This is a genomic window from Streptomyces sp. NBC_00503 (assembly GCF_036346895.1).
Lineage (GTDB): Bacteria > Actinomycetota > Actinomycetes > Streptomycetales > Streptomycetaceae > Streptomyces.
In genome coordinates, this window is sequence record NZ_CP107855.1 from 3,932,138 (window position 1) to 3,955,201 (window position 23,064).

Sequence of the window (23,064 nt, forward strand, 5' to 3'; positions counted from 1 at the left end):
GGATTGTCCGAGCAGGCAGTAGCCGAGTACCGGATCGAGGATCTGGCGCACCACAGCGGTGCGACCGTACGCACGATCCGGGCCTACCAGGACCGCGGCCTGCTGCCGAAGCCGGAGCGGCGGGGCCGCTCCAACGTCTACCGGGACACGCATCTGGCGCGGCTGCGCCAGATCGCCGACCTGCTGGACCGCGGCTACACCCTGGCCTCCATCAAGGAATTGCTGGAGGCCTGGGACGCGGGGCGCGGGCTCGGCGGTGTCCTCGGGCTGGTCGCCGAGGTGCACGGACCGTGGACGGACGAGGAAGCGGCCCGGATCAGCCGGGACGAGCTCAACGACCGGTTCGGCGGCAAGCCCGACGACGACGCGGTGGGCGAGGCGTGCGAGCTGGGCGTACTGGAGCGGATTCCCGGACGGCCGGACCAGTTCCGGGTGCCGTCCCCGCAGGAGTTGGCGGTGGCCGCCGAGCTGTACGCGGCCGGGGTCCCGCTGCCCGCGATCACCGGTCACCTACGGGAATTGCGCGGCCAGGTGGAGCACATCGCCTCGCGCTTCCTGGAGTTCACCACGGAGCACGTCTTCGCCCGCTACCTGGGAGCCGTCCCGCCGACCGACTCGGACGCCGCCGAGGCGGCGACGATGGTACGCAGACTGCGGCCGCTGGCCCAGCAGACGGTGGACGCGGAACTGGCCCGGGCGATGCGGCTCTTCGCGACCCGGCACCTGCAGCGCCATCTCGGCGCGGCCGGGTCCCCGCAGCCTTCGGGTCCGACCCCGGTGGCTCTGCCCGCCGAGACCGTCCGGGCGGTCCAGGACCTGGTGGGCGCCGACCATGTGGCGGAGTTCGTCCGGGCTGCCACGGAACGGGAGCTGCAGGCCCGGACGATGAACGATCTGGCGAGTCGGGGCGGCCGGTAGTGCTCGATCAGTAGTCCACAGGGCGGATCCCTCTTTTGTCGCTGAAACCGGCGCAAAGGGCTGTGGACAACTCCGGCTTCCCTGTGGGGAACTGTGTCCTGGGGGTCAGCTCACGGTCTGGTAGGCCTGGCCAGCAGTGCCGATTTCAGCCACCTCTGCTGTCTCGGCCACCGTGCCCACCTCGGCCGCCGCGCCCACCTCGGCCGCCGGGTGCTTCGGGGCCCGCCGGCCGTTCCCGTAGAGCAGCGCCGCGAGGGCCAGCCCGAGGATCCCGCCGAGCAGCTGGGCGGCGATGAAGCCCGGCAGCGACTGCGGGGCGATGCCGGTGAAGGAGTCGCTGAAGCTGCGCCCGATGGTGCCGGCCGGGTTGGCGAAGGACCCGGAGGAGGTGAACCAGATCGCGGCGGCGATGTATCCGGCGACCGCGACGGGGATGAACTTCGCGCGGCCGATCCGTCCGAGTCCCTGGATCACCAGGACCAGTCCGGCCGTGGCGACGACCTCCCCGAGGAGCAGGTGTCCCCCGCCCCGGACCTGGGTGGAGAAGGTGCCCGGGGTCCGGCCGAACATCACCTCGGCGAGGACGGCTCCGCCGATGGCCCCGGCGGTCTGGGCCGCGGTGTAGACGAGGGCCTCACGCCCGTCGAGCCCCTCGCCCCCGATGCGCCGGCCCCACCAGGAGCTGAGGGTGACCACGGGGTTGAGGTGGGCTCCGGAGAGCGGGCCGAAAAGGGTGATGATCAGCCCGAGGCCTATGGCGCTGGCGGCCGAGTTGGCGACGAGGGCGACGCCGGTGTCGGCGGAGAGTGCGGCGGCCTGGATCCCGGATCCTATGACCACTACGAGCAGGGCCGCAGTGCCGATGAGCTCAGCAGCCGCGCGACGCGACAGAGACGCACCATTTGTCATAATATATTTCCCCTTTGGTGGCGGTTCCGCGGAAAATGTATTCCGTATCTTGGAAACGCGACAGAGGCAGTCCAGGTTCGACGAACTGGCCGAAAATCCCTGCGTCGGACCCCGCCGACCCGGCACGCTGGACGAATGGATGACAGACGCACCGTCAAGGTGTCCAAATACGTCTCAAAACACCTGCGGCATCAGCCGGAACGCATCGGACTGGTGCTCGACCCCCAGGGCTGGGTGGAGATCGACGACCTCCTCGGCGCCGCGGCCGCCCACGGCTTCCGCATCAGCCGGGCCGAACTCGACCACGTCGTCGCCGCCAACGACAAGCAGCGCTTCGCCGTCGAAGGCACCCGGATCCGGGCCAGCCAGGGCCACACCGTCAGCGTGGACCTGGGCCTGCCCGAGTCCGAACCGCCCGCGTACCTCTACCACGGCACCGTCGCCGCCGCCTTGGACGCGATCCGCTCCGAGGGGCTGCGCCCGATGGCCCGCCACCACGTACACCTCTCGCCCGACCGGGAGACCGCGACCCGCGTGGGCGCACGGCGCGGCCGCCCGATCGTGCTCAGCGTGGACGCGGGAGCGATGCACGCCGCCGGACACGTCTTCCGGATCAGCGCCAACGGGGTGTGGCTGGCCGATTCCGTGCCCCCGGAATTCATCCGCTTCTCCTAGCTCCCCCCTGACCTCGCCTCCGAAGGCCGGGCCCTTGGGGGCAGCGGAATTCACCGGGAGATTGTCGGACCCGCCCCCTACGCTGTTTCTCACTCCGGGATCTGTGAGGGGGGGTACCTCGCGGTCGCCGAACCACCGACACAGCACGCGAGGTGACGCACCATGACGTCCGCACAACCGGCCCCGATCGCCGAACCGGCCGATTCCGAACCCTCGGCGAACACCTTCCAGGTCGATCTGCGCGGCCTGGTCGACCTGCTCTCCCACCACCTCTACTCCAGCCCGCGCGTCTACGTCCGCGAGCTGCTCCAGAACGCCGTCGACGCGGTCACCGCCCGCCACGCCCTGGATCCCGAGGCCGAGATCGGCATCCGCCTGTCGGCCGCCGGAAACCGGGTGACCATCGAGGACAGCGGCATCGGCCTGACCGCCGCCGAGGCCCACTCCCTCCTCGCCACCATCGGCCGCAGCTCCAAGCGCGGAGGTGCGCACGGACTGGAAACCACCCGCCAGGAGTTCCTCGGCCAGTTCGGCATCGGCCTGCTCGCCTGCTTCGTCGTCGCCCGCCAGATCCGCGTCGTCACCCGCTCCGCCCGCGACCCCCTGGCCGCGCCCGTCGAATGGCTGGCCACCGACGACGGCTCGTACACCGTGCGCGATCTACCCGCCGACGCCCGCACGGAGCCCGGTACGACCGTCGTACTGGAGGCCCGCCCCGGCGCCGAGGAGTGGCTCGTCCCGGCCAAGGTCGAACAGCTGGCCCGTGACTACGGCTCCCTCCTCCCCTACGACATCACCTTCCACGAAGGCTCCGACGGGGGGTCCGGCGAGGGGTCCGACGGGGGCTCCGGCGAAGGCTCCGCACCCCGCCCGATCACCGACCGGCCCGCCGTGTGGGACCGCGCCTTCCCCACCCCGGCCGCCCGCCGCGTCGCACTCGCCGGGCACTGCGCGCAGCTCTTCGGCTTCACCCCGCTCGACAGCATCGACCTCGACCTGCCGGTCGCCGGAGTGCGCGGAGTCGCGTACGTCCTGCCCGAGCCGACCAGCCCCGCCCACCGGTCCGGACACCGCGTCCACCTCAAGGGCATGCTGCTGACCGACAAGGCCGACAACCTGCTCCCCGACTGGGCGTTCTTCGTCCGCGCGGTCCTCGACACCGACACCCTGCGGCCCACCGCCTCGCGCGAGAACCTGTACGACGACGAGACCCTGGCCGCCGTGCGCGAGGCCCTCGGAGCCCGCATCCGCACCTGGCTCGCCGAACTCGCCGCGAGCGAACCGGAGCGCCTGGCCGCCTTCCTGAGCGTCCACCACCTCGGCGTGAAATCGCTGGCCCGGCACGACCCCGAGCTGCTCGGCCTGATGCTGCCCTGGCTGCCCTTCGAAACCAGCGACGGCTCGATGAGCCTCGAGGAGTTCGCGGCCGCGCACACCGACATCCACTTCACCCGCACCGTGGAGGAGTTCCGCCAGATCGCCCCGATCGCGGCGGCCCACGGCCTCGGAGTCATCAACGCCGGCTACACCTACGACGCCGACCTGCTGGCCCTGCTGCCCACCGTGCGGCCGGAGCTCAAGGTCACCGAGCTCGATGCCGGAGCCGTCACCGAGCGCCTCGACCCGCTCCCGACCTCCGCCGAGCTGGCCCTGGCCCCCTTCCTGGCCACCGCCCGCACCCGGCTGGAGCCCCAGAGCTGCGATGTCGTCCTGCGCGCCTTCCAGCCCGTGGCCGTCCCCGCGCTCTACCTCGACGACCGCCAGGCCCGCCAGGAGCGCGACCGCACCGCCGCCCTGGACAGCGCCGACTCGCTGTGGAGCGGCATCCTCGGCGCACTGCGCGGCTCCGCCCCGCGAGCCCGCCTGGTCCTCAACCACAACAACCCGCTGATCCGCCGGATAGCCGCCCTCCCGGACGCGGCGCTGACCGCGACCGCCGTCGAATCGCTGTACGGGCAGGCCCTGCTGATGTCCCAGCGACCGCTGCGGCCGGGCGACACCACCCTGCTCAACCGGGCCTTCCTCGGGCTCCTGGAATGGGCCACGCACCCCGCCGACACCCGGGAGGACGAGAAGTGAGCACGATGACGCGCGAGGAGATCGAGCGCGGGCTGGCCGAGAACCGGCAGTCCCCCGGTGGCACCGCGCGCAACGCGCACGCCGAGGCGCTGTCCGCCGCCGCCGAGGCCAGCGGGGACCGCGCGCTGTTCCGCGAGGCCCTGGACACCCAGATCAACGCCTACCTGTACAGCGCCGAGTCGCCGAAGATGCTCGTGCCCTTCGCCCGGCTGCTCCAGGAGTACGACAAGGACCCCGGCGCCTTCTCCGATTGGGACACCCACTCGCTGTTCTGGCAGTTCAAGTGGATCGCCACCGCCATCAGCCACTCCCCCGAGGTCCCGATGGACTCCGCGACCGGCTGGTTGGACGAGATGGAGCGCCGCTACCGGATCGCCGGTTACAGCGAGCGTCCCGTCCGTGAGTCCGAGCTGTGGCTCGCCGACTCGACCGGCGACGACGAGCGCGCCGGGCAGGCGTACGCCCGCTGGCAGGCCGCCGACCGCGACGACATGAGCGACTGCCATGCCTGCGAGCTCAACGGCCAGGGCCAGTACGCGGTGATGCGCGGGGACGACGCCGAGGCTCTGAAGGTCTGGCAGCCGGTGCTGTCCGGCGAGCGGACCTGCGCCGAGGAGCCCCACCGGGTGCTGGCCACCGCGCTGCTGCCGCTGGTGCGGCTCGGCCGGCTCGACGAGGCCCGCTCCGCCCATCTGCGCGGATACCGGCTGGCCCGGGGCAACGAGAGCCTGTTGCCCTCGCTCGGCCGCCACATCGAGTTCTGCGCGCTCACCGGCAACGAGTCGCGCGGCCTGGAGATCCTCTCCGAACACGCCGCGCACGTGGGCCCCCTCGCCAACCTCTCCGACCGGCTGGCGTTCCACGGCGGCGTGCTCGTCCTGCTGCGGCGTCTGAAGGAGCTGGGGCACGGGCAGAGCCCGGCCGTCCCCTACGAGGGTGTCCCGCACACCGTGTCCGAGCTCTACGAGGTGCTGCGCGCGGGCTCGCTCGACACGGCCCGGCGGTTCGACGCGCGCAACGGCTCCACCCGGGTCTCGGAGCGGTTCCTCCAACGGATCGACCGGGCCCCGCTCGCCGAGGCCCTGCCGCTGGGCGTACGCAGCTCCGCGCTGGCCGCGCTCCCGCGGCCGCGCCCGGTCCCCGTCCAGGCGCCGGCTCCGGCTCCCGCATCCGGTCATGACGCCGCCTCCTCGCAAGAGGGCTTCGCCGGGCTGGTGGAACGGGCCCGAACGGCGCGGGATCTCGGACACCCGGGGTCAAACGCGCTCTGGAACGAGGTGGCGGTACACCCCGAGGCCGCAGCGGATCCGCTGGTCGCCGCCGACGTGGCGGACCACCGGGCCCTGACGGCCGCACGGGCCGGGGCCGAGGACGCCGCGGAACTGCTGACCGGGGTGCGCGAGGACTATCGGGCGCTGGGCCGGCCGGAGCGCGCGGCCCTGACCGAACTGCGGCTGGCGACCGTGGCCGCACAGTCCGGGACGGGCGCGCAGGAGCTGCGCGGGCTGCTCGCGGTGGCGTTGCGCGCCGCCGAAGCACTGGACGCGGCCGAGCCGTTGCGGACCCGGCGGATCGCCCTCGCGGAGCTGACGTCGATCCGGGTGGAGTCCTACCTCCGCTCGCTCGAAGGAGCCCACGACGGCCACGCGGAACACGCGGACCACGCCGGTCACGACCACGGGCACGGCGAACTGGTCGCCGAGCTCGGAGCCTTCATCGATGCCTACGAGGCCTCCGCCCTGCCCGACGTGATCGCGGAGGCCGAGGAGATGCTGGGCCGGCTCGCCCTCTCGGAGGGGGACCCCGAGCGTGCCGTGGCCCTGCTCGCCGCCTGCGCCGACCGGTCGGTCACGGCGGGCCTGCCCTGGCTCGCCGTGGACCCGCTGGTGCTGCGGGCCGGCGTGCTGATGTCGCTGGACCAGCCCGCGGAAGCCGAGGCCGCGGCCCGGGCGGCATTGACGCACGCCGCCGAACTGACCGACCCCGAGGTGCAGGGCGTCGTACGGCTCACCCTGGCCGACGTACTGCTGCGGCGGAGCGAAGCGGACGCGGAGGCCGCCGGGCACGCCCTGGAGGCGGCGCACTGGTTCGACCAGGCCGGACTCACGGCGCTCGGCGGGGCCCAGGCCCGGCTGATGCTCGCCCGGTGCCACGCCCGCGACGGCCGCGCCGCCGAGGCGGCCGAGGTGCTCCAGTCGACGCTGCCGGACCTGCTGGAGCACGGCGAAGGCCAGGCCGCGTCCGTACGGGAGTTCCTGGGCGATCTGCTGCGCGAGCTGAAGGACCCTCGGGGCGCGGCGGAGCAGTACCTGTGCGCGGCGGAGGTGGCCAAGGACTGGGAGGACCTGCGGCCGCAGGCGAACTTCGCCCAGGCCGCGGCCGACCAGCTCTCCGAGGCGCGGCTGGTGCCGGAGGCGGTGGCCGCGTACGAACGGGCCCTGGAGCTGCACCGGAGCTCGAAGGACGCGCCGATCGCCGAGGTACGGATCCTGCGGTCGCTGGCCTGGCTGGGGCTGCGCGACGAGGTCACCGACGCGACGGTGGCACGGGCCCGGACCAGGATGGAGGACGCGGCCGAGGTCCTGGCCGCCGCGTCGGCCGAGGCTCCGGAATCCCGGGAGCTGCGGGCCGAGCTCGCCGAGACCTGGAACCAGCTGGCCCAGGTCCTCGACCGCCGTGTCTGCGCGAACGCGGAGGACGGGGACGAGGACGACGACGGGGACGAGGACCGGGACGGGGACGGCGAAGTCGCCGCCGCTGCCGCCGAGTCGCTGAGCGGGGCGGAGCTGGAAGCGCTGCGGCTGGAGGAGATCGTGCTCTGGGAACGGGCCGCCGGTCTGCACGCCGAGCTCGGACCGGACCGGCTGGAGTCCCGGTTCCAGTGCGTGACCAACGCCGCCTGGACCGAGAACGAGCTGGGCCGGCCCGAAGCCGGCGCCGCCCGGGTGACGGCGTTCGCCGACGAGCTCCGCGCGCTGCCCCGGGGCACGGCGCCCGAATGGCTGCTGGAGAGCGCCGAGCGCACCGTGGAACACCTGCTGCGCGCCTCGGCCTGACAACCCGGCGCAGTCCTCTGCCGCCGCCTCGCACCGTGCGGCGGCGGCAGAGGACGGCCCGTCCCGGCTCAGCCGAGCTGGGCGAGCCCTTCGGTCGCGATCCGCTCGAAGACGTCCTGGTCGGCGGCGAACTCGGTATCGGGGATCGGCCAGTGGATCACCAGCTCAGTGATTCCGAGCGCCTGGTGGCGGCCCGCGAAGTCGACGAAGGCGTCCACGGACTCCAGCGGGCCCCCGCGGTCCGGGGTGAAGCCCGTGAGCAGGACCTTGTCCAGCTCCGCCACGTCCCGGCCGGTCTCCACACAGGCCTTGCCCAGCTTGTCGAGCTGGCCCCGGATGGCCTCCACGGACTGCTCCGGGGTGCCCTCGTCGAAGATCTTCGGATCGCCGGTCGTCACCCACGCCTGCCCGTACCGCGCGGCGAGTTTCAGCCCGCGGGGTCCGGTCGCGGCGACGGCGAACGGCAGCCGGGGCCGCTGGGCGCAGCCGGGGATGTTGAAGGCCTCGTCGGCCGAGTAGAACGTGCCCAGCTGGGAGACGGAGTCCTCCGTGAGCAGCCGGTCGAGCAGCGGCAGGAACTCGCCGAACCGGTCGGCCCGCTCCTTGGGACTCCACGCCTCCTGGCCGAGCACGGTGGCGTCGAAGCCGTTGCCGCCGGCGCCGATGCCGAGCGTGATCCGGCCGCCGGAGATGTCGTCCAGGGAGATCAGGTCCTTGGCGAGCGTCACCGGGTGGCGGAAGTTGGGCGAGGTGACGAGCGTGCCCAGCCGCATCCGCTCCGTCGCCGTGGCGGCGGCCGTGAGCGTCGGCAGCGCGCCGAACCACGGCCCCTTGCGGAAGGTCCGCCAGGACAGGTGGTCGTAGATGTAGGCGGCGTGGAACCCCAGTGCCTCTGCCCGCTGCCAGCGCTCGCGCCCCCCTTCGTGCCACCGGTGGACGGGAAGGATCACAGTGCTCAGGCGCAACGTCATACCCCTGAGCCTACGACCGTCGCCGGGCGTCCCTCACGCTCCGCGCGGGGCGTGCTTGCGCCAGAGTTCGAGCAGCAGGGGCGAGCCCAGGGGCGCCGGAGCTCGGGAGCAGACGTCGAAATGACTGATCCGGCAGTTGCCGGAGACCGAGGTGGCGCTCAGGGAGACAGCGGTGCCGTTCTCCGTGATGTGCCAGCGTTTGCCCGCCGGGACGGAGGCGGACGGCCAGAAACCGGGTTCGATCATCAGCCAGCGGCCTCGTACCGAGCGGTGCCACTCGGCAGCGCCGCCGCAGATGCGGCAGATCGTCCCGCCCGGGGCCTGGACGGCCCGGACCAGTGGTGCGTCGCTGCCACCGCCGACGGCATGGGCCAAGGGGCCCGAAGGCCCGGCCAGGATCTCACCCACCAGAACCGGTTCGCGGTCCGGACGAGCGGATCCCTCCCACTCGCAGCGTGAGCAGAGCGACATCCTCAGGCTCATGACGCGTCTGGCGTACGGGCCGCCGCAGGAGTCGCAGTCCGACTTCCGGGTTGAAGGGATGAGCACGTCGCCCCCCGTGTGACGTCATCGAAACCGGCGAGGAGATCCTTCCACCCACCACTGACAACCATGTGGCGATGTTTCACGTGAAACATCGCCATCGGCCCCGGCCCCGGCAGGGGTCCGGCTCGGCGACCCGGGCTCATGGGCGAAGATGGATCCGTGACCTCGGCTCCCCAGTGCCCGGACGGGCCAACCCCCACGCCCCGGCTCATCGCCACCGACCTCGACGGCACCCTGCTGCGCGACGACAAATCCGTCTCGCAACGCACCGTCGACGCACTCGCCGCCGCCGAGGAGGCCGGCATCGAGGTCTTCTTCGTCACCGGACGCCCGGCACGCTGGATGGGCGTGGTCAGCGACCACGTCCAGGGCCACGGCCTGGCGATCTGCGCCAACGGCGCTGCCGTCGTCGATCTGCACGCCTTCGATCCGCACACCGACCGCTCACCCACGGGCCGGGAGTTCGTCCAGGTCAGAGCGCTGCCCCGACTCACCGCGCTCAAGGTGGTGGAGGCTCTGCGGGCCGCCGCCCCCGGCACCTCGTTCGCCGTCGAACTGACCACCGGCATCAACTACGAGCCCGCGTACCCACCCTTCTTCCAGGACCCGGGCGCCAACGTCGCCACCGCAGAGAAGCTGCTCCAGGAGGACACCGACGAGAGTTCGGCGCCCGTCCTGAAGGTGCTCGCGCACCATGCCGAGCTGGCTCCCGACGAGTTCCTGGAGCTGGCCCGCGCCAACGCCGGCGCGTACGCCTCGATCACCCGCTCCAGCCCGACCGCCCTCCTGGAGATCAGCGGACCGGGTGTCTCCAAGGCCAGCACCCTGGCCCTGTGCTGCGAGGAGCGCGGCATCTCGGCGGCCGAGGTGGTCGCGTTCGGGGACATGCCGAACGACGTGGAGATGCTCGGCTGGGCGGGCACCTCGTACGCGATGGGCAACGCCCATCCGGACGTGATCGCGGCCGCGTCCGGCCGTACGGTCGCCAACAACGAGGACGGCGTCGCCCTCGTCATCGAGCGCATCCTGGCCGAACGGGCCGCCCGCACCCGGTCCTGAAGAGACGAGCTAGGTCGTCTCTTTCGGATCTTGTCGGTCAGGTCCGCGTCGTCCGGTGCCGTGCCTCGCCGTGCTGCCGGGGCTCCCGCGTACTGGACGTACTCGAGTGCCCCGGCAGTGCGGCGGGGTGCGGTGCCGGGCGGCGCGGGCCCGGCAAGATCCGAAAGAGACGACCTAGAGCGGGGCCTCCCACACCAGGGTGGTCCCGCCGCCGTCCTCGTCGAGGCCGGGCCCGTACGAGCTGGAGCCGCCGAGCGACTCGGCCCGGCGGCGCAGGTTCCGCAGCCCGCTGCGCCGCCCGCCCTCCGGGATGCCCACGCCGTCGTCCGCCACCTCCAGCCGGACCCCGGGCCGTCCGTCGGTCAGGGTGACGGTGGCGTCGAGCACCACCTCGATGCGGGAGGCCTCGGCGTGCCGGAACGCGTTCGACAGGGCCTCGCGCAGGGCAGCGATCAGGTTCTTGCCGACGAGTTCGCCGACGACCGCGTCGATCGGCCCGAGGAAGCGGTGCGCAGGCTTGAAGCCCAGCGGCACCGCAGCCATGTTGATCTCCCGCAGTACCCGGGTGCGCAGACCCGAGGGGACTTCCGCCGGGCCCTGCTGGAGGGCGAAGATCGCGGTGCGGATCTCCTGGATCGTCACGTCGAGCTCGTCCACGGCCTTGCCGACCCCGTCACGCACCTCGGGCACGATCGAGCGGCGCTGGGCGCCCTCCAGCATCATGCCGGTGGCGAAGAGCCGCTGGATGACCAGGTCGTGGAGATCGCGGGCGATCCGGTCACGGTCCTCGAAGACCGCCAGCCGTTCCCGGTCGCGCTGCGCCTCGGCCATCATCAGCGCGAGCGCCGCCTGGGAGGCGAACTGCGTGGCCAGCGTCCGCTCGGCCTCGCTGAACGGCCGCTTGCCGCGGGCCCGGGGGGTGACGAGCGCTCCCAGCACCCGGCCGCCGCTGTGCAGCGGAAGCATCATGCAGGCCCCGTACTGGCTGGTCAGGCGGCTGATCATGCGCGGATCCGAGGCCGCGTCGTCCACGAAGACCGGCTCGCCCTCCAGGAGCCTGGCGACCACGGGGCTCTCGGCCGGGATCACCACGCCGAGCGAGGTGGCCGGGTTCTCCGCGGAGACCGCGACGATCTCCATCCCGCCGTCCTCGGCGGGCAGCATCACGATTCCGGCGGCCGAATCGGCGAGCCGGCGGGCCTGTTCGGCGACGACCGCGAGCGCGTCGTCCGCGTCCCCGCCCGACAGCAGGGCGGTGGTGACGGCGACCGAACCGTCGATCCAGCGCTCGCGCTGGGTGGCGGCCTCGTAGAGCCGGGCGTTGCCGATGGCGATGCCCGCCTCGGTGGCCAGTACCCGGACCATGTGGACGTCGTAGTCGTTGAACTCGCCGCCGCCGTTCTTCTCGGCGAGGTAGAGGTTGCCGAAGATCTCGCCCTGCACCCGGATCGGGACGCCGAGGAAGGTCTTCATCGGCGGGTGGTGCTCGGGGAATCCCGCCGAGCGCGGGTCCTTGCTCAGGTCGGCGAGCTGCACCGTGTCGGGGTGGGAGATCAGGGCGCCGAGCAGGCCGCGCTTCCCGTCGGGGCGGGGCCCGATCTTCTTGGCCAGCTTGTCGCTGATGCCGAAGGTGACGAAGTCCGAGAGCCCGCGGCCCTCGGTGTCGACGACGCCGATGGCCGCGTAGCGGGCGTCCGCGAGCTCGGCCGCCGTCTCGCAGATCCGGTCCAGCGTGGAGTGCAGCTCAAGGCCGGTTCCCACCGACCGCATGGCTTCCAGGAGCTGTGGCACCCGGGCCGTGAGCTCGGTCGACAGCCCCTGGAGACTCCGGGTGGCAGCGGTCGCGGCCTCCAGCGGGTCGGGCTTTCCCGGTGACGGCTCCGGCGGTGACTCGGGCGATTGCTGGGACTCCTGCGCTGACATGCCCTTGAGACTAGTTAGTCCGCTTTAGCGAGGAAAGTCGAGAGTGAGGGGAGTCGAGAGCGAGGAAGGACGGGCCCGGTCGGAATCGGCCGTCGTGCGGTCCGCTGCCCTCTCCCGCTCCAGGAGCCTCCGCAGTGGCCCCTCGACAGCGGCGAGCTCCGCGTACGCCCCACGCTGGACGACCGCGCCGCGGTCCAGGACGAGCACCTCGTCCACCGCTTCCAGACCGGCCAGCCGGTGCGTGATCAGCACGGTGGTGCGGCCCTCGGTCGCGGCCAGCAGGTCCGCGGTCAGCGCGTCCGCAGTCGCCAGGTCCAGGTGCTCGGCCGGCTCGTCCAGGACGAGGACCGGGAAGTCCGCGAGCAGGGCCCGGGCCAGCGCGAGGCGCTGGCGCTGACCGCCGGAGATCCGCTCGCCGTGCTCACCGACCAGCGTGTCCAGCCCGTCCGGAAGGCCATCGGCCCATTCCAGCAGCCGGGCCTCGGCGAGCGCTCCGCGCAGCTGCTCCTCGCTCGCCCCGGTGCGGGCCAGGCGCAGGTTCTCCCGCACCGAGCTGTCGAAGATGTGGGCGTCCTGGGCGCACAGGCCCACCACCCGGCGCACGTCGTCCCCGTCGAGCGCACGCGCGTCGGTCCCGCCCAGGGTGTACGAGCCTTCGTGCTGGTCCAGGAAGCGCAGCAGAACCTGCGCCAGCGTGGTCTTGCCCGCACCCGAGGGGCCGACGACCGCGACCCGGCGGCCCGCCTCCAGGGTCAGGTCGAGCCTGCGCAGGGCGTCGTCCTCCTGCCCGGGATGGCGGGCGGCGAGCCCCGTCAGCTTCAGCGGGAAGGGCGAGGCGGGCAGCGCTTCGGGGCGCTCCGGCTCGGTGACCGGGACGGGCGAGTCGATGACCTCGTAGACCCGCTCGGCACTGCGGCGGACCCGCTGGCGGTACTGGACGGCCTGCGGAAGTCCGGTGACGGCCTCGAACGCGGCGAGCGGAGTCAGTACGACCACGGCCATGGCGACCCCGGACAGCCGGCCCCCGGCGACGGCGCTCGCGCCGACGGCGGCGGCGCACACCACGGTCAGCCCGCACAGCAGGGCGGACAGCCCGCTCCCGAGCCCGGTGACGGCGGACGTGCGCGCGGCGATCCCGGTCAGGGTGCGGTCGCTCTCCTTCGCGGCGGCCTTCCGCCCGCCGAGGGCTCCGGCCACGGTCAGCTCCGCGGTCCCGGTCAGCAGATCGGCCACCCGGGTGGCGAGCTCCCCCCGGGCGGGCGCGAGTCGGCGCTCCGTACGGCGCGCGCAGACCGCGCTGACGAGCGGCACCCCGACGCCGGCGGCGATCAGTCCGGCCGCGAGCACGGCCCCGGCCTCGGGGAGCAGCCAGGCGGTGAACGCCACCGACCCGGTCCCGACGAGCACCGCGGTGCCGACGGGCAGCAGCCAGCGCAGCCAGTAGTCCTGCAGGGCGTCGGCGTCGGCCACCAGCCGGGTCAGCAGGTCCCCGCGCCGCTGCGCGCGCAGCCCGGCGGGGGCGATCCGCTCCAGCCCCCGGTACACGGAGACCCGCAGGTCGGCGAGCATGCGCAGCACGGCGTCGTGGGACACGAGCCGTTCCGCGTACCGGAAGACGGCCCGGCCCATTCCGAAGGCCCTCGTGGCAGTGACGGCCACCATCAGGTACAGCACGGGCGGCTGTTCGGAGGCTCGCGAGATCAGCCAGCCGGAGACGGCCATCAGTCCCACGCTGCACCCGACGGCCAGTGCCCCGAGCAGCAGGCCGAGCCGGAACCGGCCCTGCCACGCCTTGGCCACGGCCCTGACCCGCCGCAGCGGGTCCCGCCCGCCCGTATCGGCTCCGGCCGCCTTCGCCACCCGCTCGGGCGCGCTCCCGAGGATCCACTCCCCGGGGTCACTCATTCCGGCAGGGTCCGCCACGCCCGAGCCCTCGGCGGTCCGGGCAAGACCGGACGAAAGGGCAGGGGCGGCAGCAAGGGCAGGGGCGGCAGCGGGGTGCGAAGGCAGCCCCGCGGGGCCCGCCCCGACGCGCACCACCCGGTCGGCGACGGCGAGCAGCGCCGGCCGGTGCACCACCAGCAGCACGGTCCGCCCGACCGCAAGCCTGCGTACGGCCTCCACGACGCCCGCTTCGGTCTCGCCGTCCAGGGCGGCCGTCGGCTCGTCCAGGAGCAGCACCGGCCGGTCCGCCAGGAACGCCCGTGCCAGCGCGAGGCGCTGCCGCTGCCCCGCGGACAGACCGACACCGCCCTCGCCGAGCAGCGTGTCCGCGCCGTGCGGCAGCCCGGCCACGAACTCCCAGGCCCCGGCGTCCTTCAGAGCACCGACGACGGCCTCGTCCTCGGCTTCCGGCCTCGCCAGCCGGACGTTCTGCGCGATCGTCCCCGCGAACAGGTGCGGCCGCTGCGGCACCCATGCGATCCGCTCCCGCCACTGTTCCCGCGAGAGCTCCGCCAGGTCCGCGCCGCCGACCCGCACCCGGCCGGCGCTCGGGGTCACGAAGCCCAGCAGTACCTGGAGCAGCGTGGACTTGCCCGCGCCGCTCGGTCCGGTGAGGGCCACGCATTCGCCGGGCGCCACGCTCAGCGAGACCGGTCCGGGGGAATCCTCGCCCCGGCCCTCGTACCGGACCGCGACCCCGTCCAGTTCGATCCGCAGCCCCGCAGCGGGTACGGCGGCCGTGCCGCCAGCCACCGGGGCGGGGGTCTCCAGCACGTCGAAGATCTCTTCCGCGGCCGCCAGCCCCTCCGCCGCCGCGTGGTACTGCGCGCCGACCTGGCGCAGGGGCAGGTACGCCTCGGGTGCCAGGACCAGGATGACCAGCCCGGTGTACAGGTCCAGTTCCCCGTGCACGAGCCGCATGCCGATGGTCACGGCCACCAGGGCCACCGAGAGGGTCGCCAGCAGTTCGAGCGCGAAGGAGGACAGGAACGCGATGCGCAGGGTGCGCATCGTGGCCTGCCGGTAGTCATCGGTGATCTTGCGGATGGACTCGGCCTGGGCCTTCGCCCGGCCGAAGACCTTCAGGGTCGGGAGTCCGGCCACCACGTCCAGGAAGTGCCCCGACAGGCGGGACAACAGCCGCCACTGGCGGTCCATCCGGGACTGGGTGGCCATGCCGATCAGGATCATGAAGACCGGGATCAGCGGCAGTGTGACCACGATGATGGCCGCCGACACCCAGTCCTCGGTGACGATCCGGGCGAGCACCGCCACCGGGACGACGATCGCGAGCCCCAACTGGGGCAGGTACCGCGAGAAGTAGTCGTCGAGCGCGTCCACGCCCCGGGTGGCCAGCGCCACCAGGGATCCCGTCCCTCCCCAAGCTCTTCGAGCAGGGGATACCCCATGTCCGCTCAGCCAGCCGGGCCCCAGGTCGGCGGCCCGGTCCAGCAGCCGGCCCCGCAGCTCCGACTTGACCGCCGCACTGGCCCGGTGCGCGGCCAGCTCCGTCAGCCAGGCGATCAGGCCCCGACCGAGCGCCACCGCCGCGAGCAGCAGCAGGGGGGTCCGGAGCGCCGCCCCGTCCAGTCCGTCCTCGAAGGCACCGACCACGATCTCGGCGATCAGCATCGCCTGGCCGACGACCAGTCCCGCCCCGGCGAGCCCGAGAGCCACCACCGCCCCCAGGAAGAGACGGGTGGAACGGGCGTACCGGAGCAGGCGCGGGTCGATCGGTTTCACGTGAAACATCCCTCGGGCAGGGTCGGACGGGACCGGCCGGCCGGCCGGGACTCAGTGCGCGTCGGCGATGTGCTGCGTACCGATGCGCTTGCGGAACACCCAGTACGTCCACGCCTGGTAGAGCAGGACGACCGGGGTCGCCACCGCCGCGCACCAGGTCATGATCTTCAGGGTGTACGGGCTCGACGAGGCGTTGGTGACCGTGAGGTTCCAGGCGTCGTTCAGCGAGGACGGCATGACGTTCGGGAAGAGCGTCAGGAACAGCATCGCCACGGCGGCCGCGATGGTGACTCCCGACAGGGCGAACGCCCAGCCCTCCCGGCCCGCGAAGTTGAATCCGAGGGCTCCGACCAGGGACAGGACCGCCACGATCATCGCGACCAGGCTCCAGCCGTCGCCGCGCGAGACCTGGGTCCAGATCAGAAAGGCGAGCGCCAGCACGGCGGTCACCACCCCGAGCCGCATGGCCAGCTTGCGCGAGCGGTCCCGGATGTCACCGACCGTCTTGAGCGAGGTGAACACCGCGCCGTGGAAGGTGAAGAGGGTCAGGGTGACCAGGCCGCCGAGGATCGAGTAGACGTTGAGCAGGTCGAAGAAGGTGCCGACGTACTCCTTGTGCTGGTCGATCTTCACGCCGCGCACGATGTTGGCGAAGGCCACGCCCCACAGGAACGCGGGGATCAGCGAGGTCCAGAAGATCGCGTGTTCCCAGTTGGTCTGCCACTTGTCCTCGGGACGCTTGTGGCGGTACTCGAAGGAGACGCCCCGGATGATGAGGCAGATCAGGATGATCAGCAGCGGCAGGTAGAAGCCGGAGAAGAGGGTGGCGTACCACTCGGGGAAGGCGGCGAAGGTCGCGCCGCCCGCCGTGAGCAGCCAGACCTCGTTGCCGTCCCAGACGGGCCCGATCGTGTTGATCAGGACCCGCTTCTCCTTGCGGTCGCGGGCCAGGAGCTTGGTCAGTACGCCGACCCCGAAGTCGAAGCCCTCGAGGAAGAAGTAGCCGATCCACAGGACGGCGATGAGCACGAACCAGACGTCGTGGAGTTGCATGGTGTGGTCTCCCCAGCCTCAGTACGAGAAGGCCATCGGCCGGTCGGGGTTCTTGTCGTCCCCGCCGATCTTGGTGGGCGGGTTGAGGTCGGCCTCGGTGAGCTCGGGCGGGCCGGCCTTGACGTACTTCACGAGCAGCTTGACTTCGATGACCGCGAGCACGGCGTAGAGCAGCGTGAAGCCGATCATCGAGGTGAGCACCTCGCCCTGGGAGACGTTGGGCGAGACGGCGTCGCGGGTGCGCAGGACTCCGTAGACCACCCAGGGCTGACGGCCCATCTCGGTGAAGATCCAGCCCCAGGAGTTGGCGATCAGCGGGAAGCCCATGGTCCAGAGCGCGACCACCCAGTACAGGTTGGTGAACTTGGGGCTCAGTGCCTTCTTGAAGAGGACCAGGTGCGGGACCTCGTTCTCACCGGTGCGCAGCCCCGGCGGCAGCATGAACTTCTTGCGGGTCAGCCAGAGTCCCAGGACCCCGACTCCCAGCGAGGCCATCCCGAAGCCGATCATCCAGCGGAAGCCCCAGTAGGCGACGGGGATGTTGGGCCGGTAGTCGCCGGGCCCGAACTTCTCCTGCTCGGCCTTGTTCACGTCGTTGATGCCCGGGACGAAGGAGGTGAAGTCGTCGTTGGCCAGGAAGGACAGCAGGCCCGGGATCTCTATGGCGACGGTGTTGTGACCCTTCTCGACATCGCCGTAGGCGAAGACCGAGAAGGGCGCCGGCGCTTCGCCGTCCCAGAGCGCCTCGGCGGCGGCCATCTTCATCGGCTGCTGCTTGAACATCACCTTGCCGAGCAGGTCACCGCTGATGGCCGTGCCCAGTCCGGCGATGATCATGACGACCAGGCCGAGCCGCAGCGAGGTCCGCATCACGGGGATGTGCCGCTTGCGGGAGAGGTGGAAAGCGGCGATTCCGACCATGAACGCGCCACCGACCAGGAAGGCGGCCGTCATGGTGTGGAAGAACTGCGTCAGTGCCGTGTTCTGGGTGAGCACCAGCCAGAAGTCGGTGAGCTCGGCCCGGCCCCGCTCCGGGTTCATCCGGTAGCCGACCGGGTGCTGCATCCAGGAGTTCGCCGCGAGGATGAAGTACGCGGAGAGGATGGTGCCGATCGAGACCATCCAGATGCAGGCCAGGTGGATCTTCTTGGGCAGCTTGTCCCAGCCGAAGATCCACAGGCCGATGAAGGTGGACTCGAAGAAGAAGGCGATGAGCGCCTCGAAGGCCAGCGGGGCGCCGAAGATGTCACCGACGAACCGCGAGTAGTCGGACCAGTTCATGCCGAACTGGAACTCCTGGACGATTCCGGTGACGACGCCCATCGCGATGTTGATCAGGAAGAGCTTGCCCCAGAACTTCGTGGCCTTGAGGTACTTCTCCTTTTCCGAACGCACCCAGGCGGTCTGCAGGATCGCGACGAGCGCGGCCAGCGAGATCGTCAAGGGAACGAAGAGGAAGTGATAGACGGTGGTAATACCGAACTGCCATCGCGCCAGTGTCTCTGGCGCCAAAGCTAGGTCCACGTCCTCGTCTCCTTCGGTTCGCCCGTGGTCACAGCCGCAGTTTGCCTCTTGTATCCCACTCAATCCGGGAGGAAGCAGGACACGCTTGTGAACGCGTTCACATTCACAAGCATTATGTCGTACCTGTGTCGGCATCTTTCAGGGGGGTCCCCCCTAGCGAATACATTCAACAGATTGTTGAATGCGACCCATGAAGATTCGGATCCTCTGGCCCGCCGGCCACCTCACCGCGACCCTCGACGTGACCCCCACCGCCAAGGCGCTCGCCGAAGCCCTCCCGATTTCCGCCACCGCGAACACCTGGGGCGAGGAGGTCTACTTCGACACGGGCGTCTCCGTGGCCCTGGAGCACGACGCCCAGCAGGTCGTCGCCCCCGGCACGGTCGCGTTCTGGACCGAGGGCGACGCGCTCGCGCTGCCCTACGGTCCGACGCCGATCTCCCGCGGGGGCGAGAGCCGCCTGGCGAGCCCGTGCAACGTGCTCGGCTCGTTCGACGGCGACCCCCGCCTGCTGGCCACCGTCCGCGACGGCGACTCCATCCGCGTGGAACTCGCGTAGCCACACCTGCTCGAAGCCGGTGGCTACATCTCCTTGAAGAACGCCTCCGCCGCGTGCAGGAAGAGGTCGTTCGCCTCGGGCTCGCCGATCGTGACCCGCAGGCCCTCGCCCGCGAAGGGCCGGACCACCACGCCGGCCTTCTCGCAGGCCGCCGCGAAATCGGCGGTCCGCTCGCCGAGGCGCATCCACACGAAGTTGGCCTGCGTCTCGGGAACCACCGTCCAGCCCTGGGCCAGCAGCGTCGCGTGGACCCGCGTGCGCTCCGAGACCAGCGACCCGACCCGGCCCATCAGCTCGTCCTCGGCGCGCAGCGAGGCGACCGCCGCGTCCTGGGCGAGCTGGCTGACGCCGAAGGGCACCGCCGTCTTGCGTAGCGCCGCGGCCACCGGCTCGTGTGCCACCGCGAATCCGACGCGCAGGCCCGCGAGCCCGTACGCCTTGGAGAAGGTGCGCAGCACGGCGACGTTCGGACGGCTGCGGTAGAGCTCGATGCCGTCCGGCACCTCCACGTCGCGGACGAACTCCTTGTACGCCTCGTCGAGGACGATGAGGATGTCGGAGGGCACCCGGTCGAGGAACCGTTCCAGCTCGGCCCGGCGCACCGCGGTGCCCGTGGGGTTGTTGGGGTTGCAGACGAAGATCAACCGGGTTCGTTCGGTGATCGCCTCGAACATCGCGTCCAGGTCGTGCACGTCCCCGTCGGTCAGCGGGACCTTGACGGAGGTCGCACCCGAGATTTGGGTGATGATCGGGTAAGCCTCAAAAGACCGCCAGGCATAGATGACCTCGTCGCCCGGCCCCGCCGTGGACTGGATCAGCGACTGGGCGACCCCGACCGAGCCGGTGCCCGTGGCGATGTGCTCCACCGGGACCCCGAACCGGTCGGCGAGCTCGTTCACCAGACCCGTGCATGCCATGTCGGGGTAGCGGTTGAAGTGTCCGGCCGCGGCGACCGCGGTCTCCAGCACCCCAGGCAGCGGGGGGTACGGGTTCTCGTTCGAGGACAGTTTGAACGCCACGGGACCGCCCGCTGCGGCGGGCTTCCCGGGCTTGTAGGTGGGGATGCCGTCCAGCTCGGCGCGCAGCTTCGGGCTCTTCTCGCTCACCGCAGGTCCTCCTCGACCATCCCGTACGACGTCGCCGTCGACTCAATACTCCTCACCTTATGAGGATTCCGTCCATCCGAGAACGGCGGGCGCCAGGAATGCGGGAGAGCGCACGCATATATGCGCGCGCCGGTGGCCTGCGCCGTGGCGCGCGTCCCTCGTACAGGTGAGTTGAAACCTGCCCGACACCGCACCGTTTTGGCATGCCCGGACCCGACGACAAGCGCACCTCGCCCCCACCAAGGGAAAAGACCTTGGTTTCCAAGGTCATTGGGGGTGGCGAACCGTGCAGAATCGTGCCTGTCAACGCCTGCATATGCATCCGGACCACCCGGCCCCCCGAGCCCTACTATCGGCTCGCCATGACAGCAGCAGGGAAGCACCAGGTGAGCCGGACCGAGACCACCCGGCGGGCCGCCGGCCGACAAAGCCGGGCCGGCATCAGGGACGTGGCCGCGGCGGCGGGCGTCTCGATCACGACCGTCTCCGACGCGCTCAATGGCAAGGGGCGGCTGCCGGACGCCACCCGCCGCCACGTCCGCGAGGTCGCCGACCGGCTGGGCTATCGCCCTTCCGCGGCGGCCCGCACCCTCCGTACCGGCAAGTCGGGCCTCATCGGCCTGACCGTGACGACGTACGGGGATGAACCTTTCACCTTCACCGAATTCGCGTACTTCGCCGAGATGGCCAGGGCCGCCACCTCCGCCGCGCTCGCCCGCGGCTACGCCCTCGTCATCCTCCCCGCCACCTCCCGACACGACGTCTGGTCCAACGTGGCCCTCGACGGCACCGTCGTCATCGACCCCTCCGACCACGATCCCGTCGTCACCGAACTGGTCCGCCAGGGCCTGCCCGTGGTCTCCGACGGCCGCCCGGCAGGCTCACTCCCCGTCACCGCCTGGGTGGACAACGATCACGAGGCCGCCGTACTGGGCCTCCTGGACCACCTCGCAGCCGCCGGCGCCCGCCGCATCGGGCTGCTGACCGGCACCACCACCGACACCTACACCCGCCTCTCCACCACCGCGTACCTCCGCTGGTGCGAGCGCGTGGGCCAGGACCCCGTCTACGAGTCCTACCCCGCCCACGACCCGTGCGCCGGCGCCGTCGCCGCCGACCGGCTGCTCGCCCGCCCCGACCGGCCCGATGCCGTGTACGGGCTCTTCGACCCCAACGGCACCGACCTGCTCGCCGCCGCCCGGCGCTACGGCCTGCGCGTTCCCGAGGACCTGCTGCTCGTGTGCTGCAGCGAATCCACCGTGTACGCCAACACCGAACCGCCCATCACGACCCTGTCCCTCAAACCGCGCCGCATCGGCACCGCCGTCGTACAACTGCTCATCGACGCCATCGAGGGCGTGGACACCGGGCGACCCGTCGAACAGGTCATCCCGACCGAACTGATCATCCGTACTTCATCCCAGCGCAGGCAGCCCCGTACGACCGTCAGCCCGCCCCGCTCCCCGGCACAGGACTGACCGACCACACCGGTCCCTGGGCGGAGCTTCGGCCCCGCTCAGGATTTCGGCAGTGCCGATATGGGGAGAAACCGGTAGGAACAAGTAGCTCCGGCCAGGATTCACCACCCCTGGTGCGTCACAGAGCGCGAGCTGCATTCCTATGATGGGCGCACGACATCACGGACCCTCCGCCCAGAAGGCGGGAGGTCCGCAGGTGTACGGCAGTGCGACGGTGGTGGAGGGGTCGATGACGCAGGGGGCCGGTCAGGGACCCGCGGTGCGGACGGACACGCAGCGGGACTTCCGGGTGCCCGTCGTCGAACCCGCCCCGCATTCCGTGCCCGCCGGGGTCACCGTGCCCGCCGGGCCGCCCGGCGACACCCCCGTGTACGGGGAGTACCCCGCGTACTACGGCGAGAGCCCGGCGCCCGTACCCGTACCCGTACCCGTACCCCCGCCCGCGCCCGCGCCCGTACCGGCGCAGCACGGCTACGGGTACGAAGCCCCGTACGCCACCCTCCCCGAGGAGAACGGCCCCGCGGACGAAGGCGACTTCGAGGACTACACGCCGACCCAGCGCGACCTCCCGGTCATCGGCCGCGGCGCCCTCGGCGGTCCCGGCGACACCGTCCAGGTCCAGTACGTCCCGCAGGACTTCGCGACCGACGGTCCCGGCCCGCTCTACGTGGTCGGCGACGTGCACGGCTACCTCGCCGAACTCGTCTCCGAACTCCAGGTCCAGGGCCTCATCGACGCCGACCACAACTGGGCCGCCGGAAACGCCCGGCTCTGGTTCCTCGGCGACTTCACCGACCGCGGACCCGACGGCATCGGGGTCATCGACCTCGTCATGCGCCTGTCCGCCGAGGCCGCCGCCGCCGGCGGCTACTGCAAGGCCCTGATGGGCAACCACGAACTCCTGCTCATCGGCGCCAAGCGGTTCGGCGACACCCCCATCGTCTCCGGCGCCGGCACCGCCACCTTCCAGGCCGCCTGGCTCCTCAACGGCGGCCAGCGCACCGACATGGAGCGCCTGCAGGACGTCCACCTGCAGTGGATGTCCCGGCTGGACGCGGCCGTCCTGGTCGAGGACCACCTGCTCCTGCACTCCGACACCACCGCCTACCTCGACTACGGCGACTCCGTCGAAGACGTCAACGACACCATCCACGAGCTGCTCAACCGCAACGACGCGGACATCACCTGGGACCTGTTCCGCAAGTTCACCAAGCGCTTCGCCTTCCGCGACGAGGGCACGGGTCCGCAGGCCGTCCGCGAGCTCCTGGGCACCTACGGCGGCAGTCGCGTCGTCCACGGCCACAGCCCCATCCCGTACCTGCTGGGCGAGGTGGGCACCGAGGACGGCGACGAGCCGCGCGGCCCCGAGGCCGTGGTCGGTCCCCACGTGTACGCGGAGGGGCTTGCCATCGCCATGGACGGCGGCGTGACGATGGCGGGCAAACTGCTCGTCGTAGAACTCCCGCTGAACGACTGAGGGTTCCCGGAGCGGGGTATTTCCGGAAAGCCCCTGTCAACGCA

The 23,064-nt window shown here is 71.5% G+C and carries 16 protein-coding genes; 8 read left to right on the forward strand and 8 right to left on the reverse strand.

The genetic code is table 11. The features are described 5' to 3' along the window. The first annotated feature begins 3 nt into the window (after positions 1 to 3). On the forward strand, positions 4 to 918 hold the full coding sequence (locus OG490_RS18395; protein WP_330297385.1) for a MerR family transcriptional regulator: 915 nt from the start codon (positions 4 to 6) through the stop codon (positions 916 to 918). Positions 919 to 1,023: 105 nt separating this feature from the next. Here the strand turns inward: OG490_RS18395 and OG490_RS18400 are convergent, their stop codons facing one another. Then, positions 1,024 to 1,827, reverse strand: coding sequence for an aquaporin (locus tag OG490_RS18400; protein WP_330297386.1), 804 nt, complete (start codon positions 1,825 to 1,827; stop codon positions 1,024 to 1,026). A 135-nt stretch (positions 1,828 to 1,962) separates the two neighbouring features. On the opposite strand from OG490_RS18400, the gene OG490_RS18405 reads away from it, so the two are divergent. From OG490_RS18405 to OG490_RS18415, 3 genes are all read left to right on the forward strand, one after another. After that, positions 1,963 to 2,502, forward strand: a complete 540-nt coding sequence (locus OG490_RS18405) for an RNA 2'-phosphotransferase (protein WP_330297387.1) — start codon at positions 1,963 to 1,965, stop codon at positions 2,500 to 2,502. A 162-nt stretch (positions 2,503 to 2,664) separates the two neighbouring features. After that, complete coding sequence (locus OG490_RS18410; RefSeq protein ID WP_330297388.1) at positions 2,665 to 4,581, forward strand: HSP90 family protein; 1,917 nt, start codon at positions 2,665 to 2,667, stop codon at positions 4,579 to 4,581. Next, positions 4,578 to 7,637 (forward strand): tetratricopeptide repeat protein, encoded by a 3,060-nt coding sequence (locus OG490_RS18415; RefSeq protein WP_330297389.1) that lies wholly within the window; start codon positions 4,578 to 4,580, stop codon positions 7,635 to 7,637. Before OG490_RS18410 ends, OG490_RS18415 begins: the two co-directional genes overlap by 4 nt. A gap of 68 nt (positions 7,638 to 7,705) precedes the next feature. Here the strand turns inward: OG490_RS18415 and OG490_RS18420 are convergent, their stop codons facing one another. Beyond that, a complete protein-coding gene (locus OG490_RS18420) occupies positions 7,706 to 8,608 on the reverse strand; it encodes an LLM class flavin-dependent oxidoreductase (protein ID WP_330297390.1) in 903 nt (300 codons plus the stop codon). 33 nt (positions 8,609 to 8,641) lie between these two features. After that, a complete protein-coding gene (locus OG490_RS18425) occupies positions 8,642 to 9,016 on the reverse strand; it encodes a DUF6083 domain-containing protein (RefSeq protein ID WP_330297391.1) in 375 nt (124 codons plus the stop codon). Between the two features lie 279 nt (positions 9,017 to 9,295). Between OG490_RS18425 and OG490_RS18430 the strand changes: the two genes are divergently transcribed. After that, positions 9,296 to 10,213, forward strand: a complete 918-nt coding sequence (locus OG490_RS18430; protein WP_330297392.1) for a Cof-type HAD-IIB family hydrolase — start codon at positions 9,296 to 9,298, stop codon at positions 10,211 to 10,213. 174 nt (positions 10,214 to 10,387) lie between these two features. Here the strand turns inward: OG490_RS18430 and OG490_RS18435 are convergent, their stop codons facing one another. The 4 genes from OG490_RS18435 to OG490_RS18450 are packed head-to-tail and all read right to left on the reverse strand — an operon-like array spanning position 10,388 to position 18,400. Continuing rightward, positions 10,388 to 12,136: a sensor histidine kinase gene (locus OG490_RS18435; protein ID WP_330297393.1), complete on the reverse strand. Its 1,749-nt coding sequence runs from the start codon at positions 12,134 to 12,136 to the stop codon at positions 10,388 to 10,390. Between the two features lie 24 nt (positions 12,137 to 12,160). Continuing rightward, entirely contained in the window at positions 12,161 to 15,823 is a 3,663-nt protein-coding gene (gene cydD / locus OG490_RS18440; RefSeq protein WP_330297394.1) for a thiol reductant ABC exporter subunit CydD, read from the reverse strand. Between the two features lie 51 nt (positions 15,824 to 15,874). Then, positions 15,875 to 16,876: a cytochrome d ubiquinol oxidase subunit II gene (gene cydB / locus OG490_RS18445; RefSeq protein ID WP_330297395.1), complete on the reverse strand. Its 1,002-nt coding sequence runs from the start codon at positions 16,874 to 16,876 to the stop codon at positions 15,875 to 15,877. A gap of 18 nt (positions 16,877 to 16,894) precedes the next feature. Then, entirely contained in the window at positions 16,895 to 18,400 is a 1,506-nt protein-coding gene (locus OG490_RS18450) for a cytochrome ubiquinol oxidase subunit I (RefSeq protein ID WP_330297396.1), read from the reverse strand. Between the two features lie 190 nt (positions 18,401 to 18,590). On the opposite strand from OG490_RS18450, the gene OG490_RS18455 reads away from it, so the two are divergent. Next, positions 18,591 to 18,959: a cyclophilin-like fold protein gene (locus OG490_RS18455; protein ID WP_330297397.1), complete on the forward strand. Its 369-nt coding sequence runs from the start codon at positions 18,591 to 18,593 to the stop codon at positions 18,957 to 18,959. 23 nt (positions 18,960 to 18,982) lie between these two features. Here the strand turns inward: OG490_RS18455 and hisC are convergent, their stop codons facing one another. Beyond that, on the reverse strand, positions 18,983 to 20,065 hold the full coding sequence (hisC, locus tag OG490_RS18460) for a histidinol-phosphate transaminase (protein ID WP_330297398.1): 1,083 nt from the start codon (positions 20,063 to 20,065) through the stop codon (positions 18,983 to 18,985). A 362-nt stretch (positions 20,066 to 20,427) separates the two neighbouring features. Here hisC and OG490_RS18465 point away from each other — a divergent pair, with 362 nt between their 5' ends. Next, positions 20,428 to 21,543, forward strand: a complete 1,116-nt coding sequence (locus tag OG490_RS18465) for a LacI family DNA-binding transcriptional regulator (protein WP_215021268.1) — start codon at positions 20,428 to 20,430, stop codon at positions 21,541 to 21,543. Positions 21,544 to 21,757: 214 nt separating this feature from the next. Continuing rightward, positions 21,758 to 23,020: a metallophosphoesterase gene (locus tag OG490_RS18470; protein ID WP_330300969.1), complete on the forward strand. Its 1,263-nt coding sequence runs from the start codon at positions 21,758 to 21,760 to the stop codon at positions 23,018 to 23,020. The last annotated feature ends 44 nt before the right edge of the window (positions 23,021 to 23,064 follow it).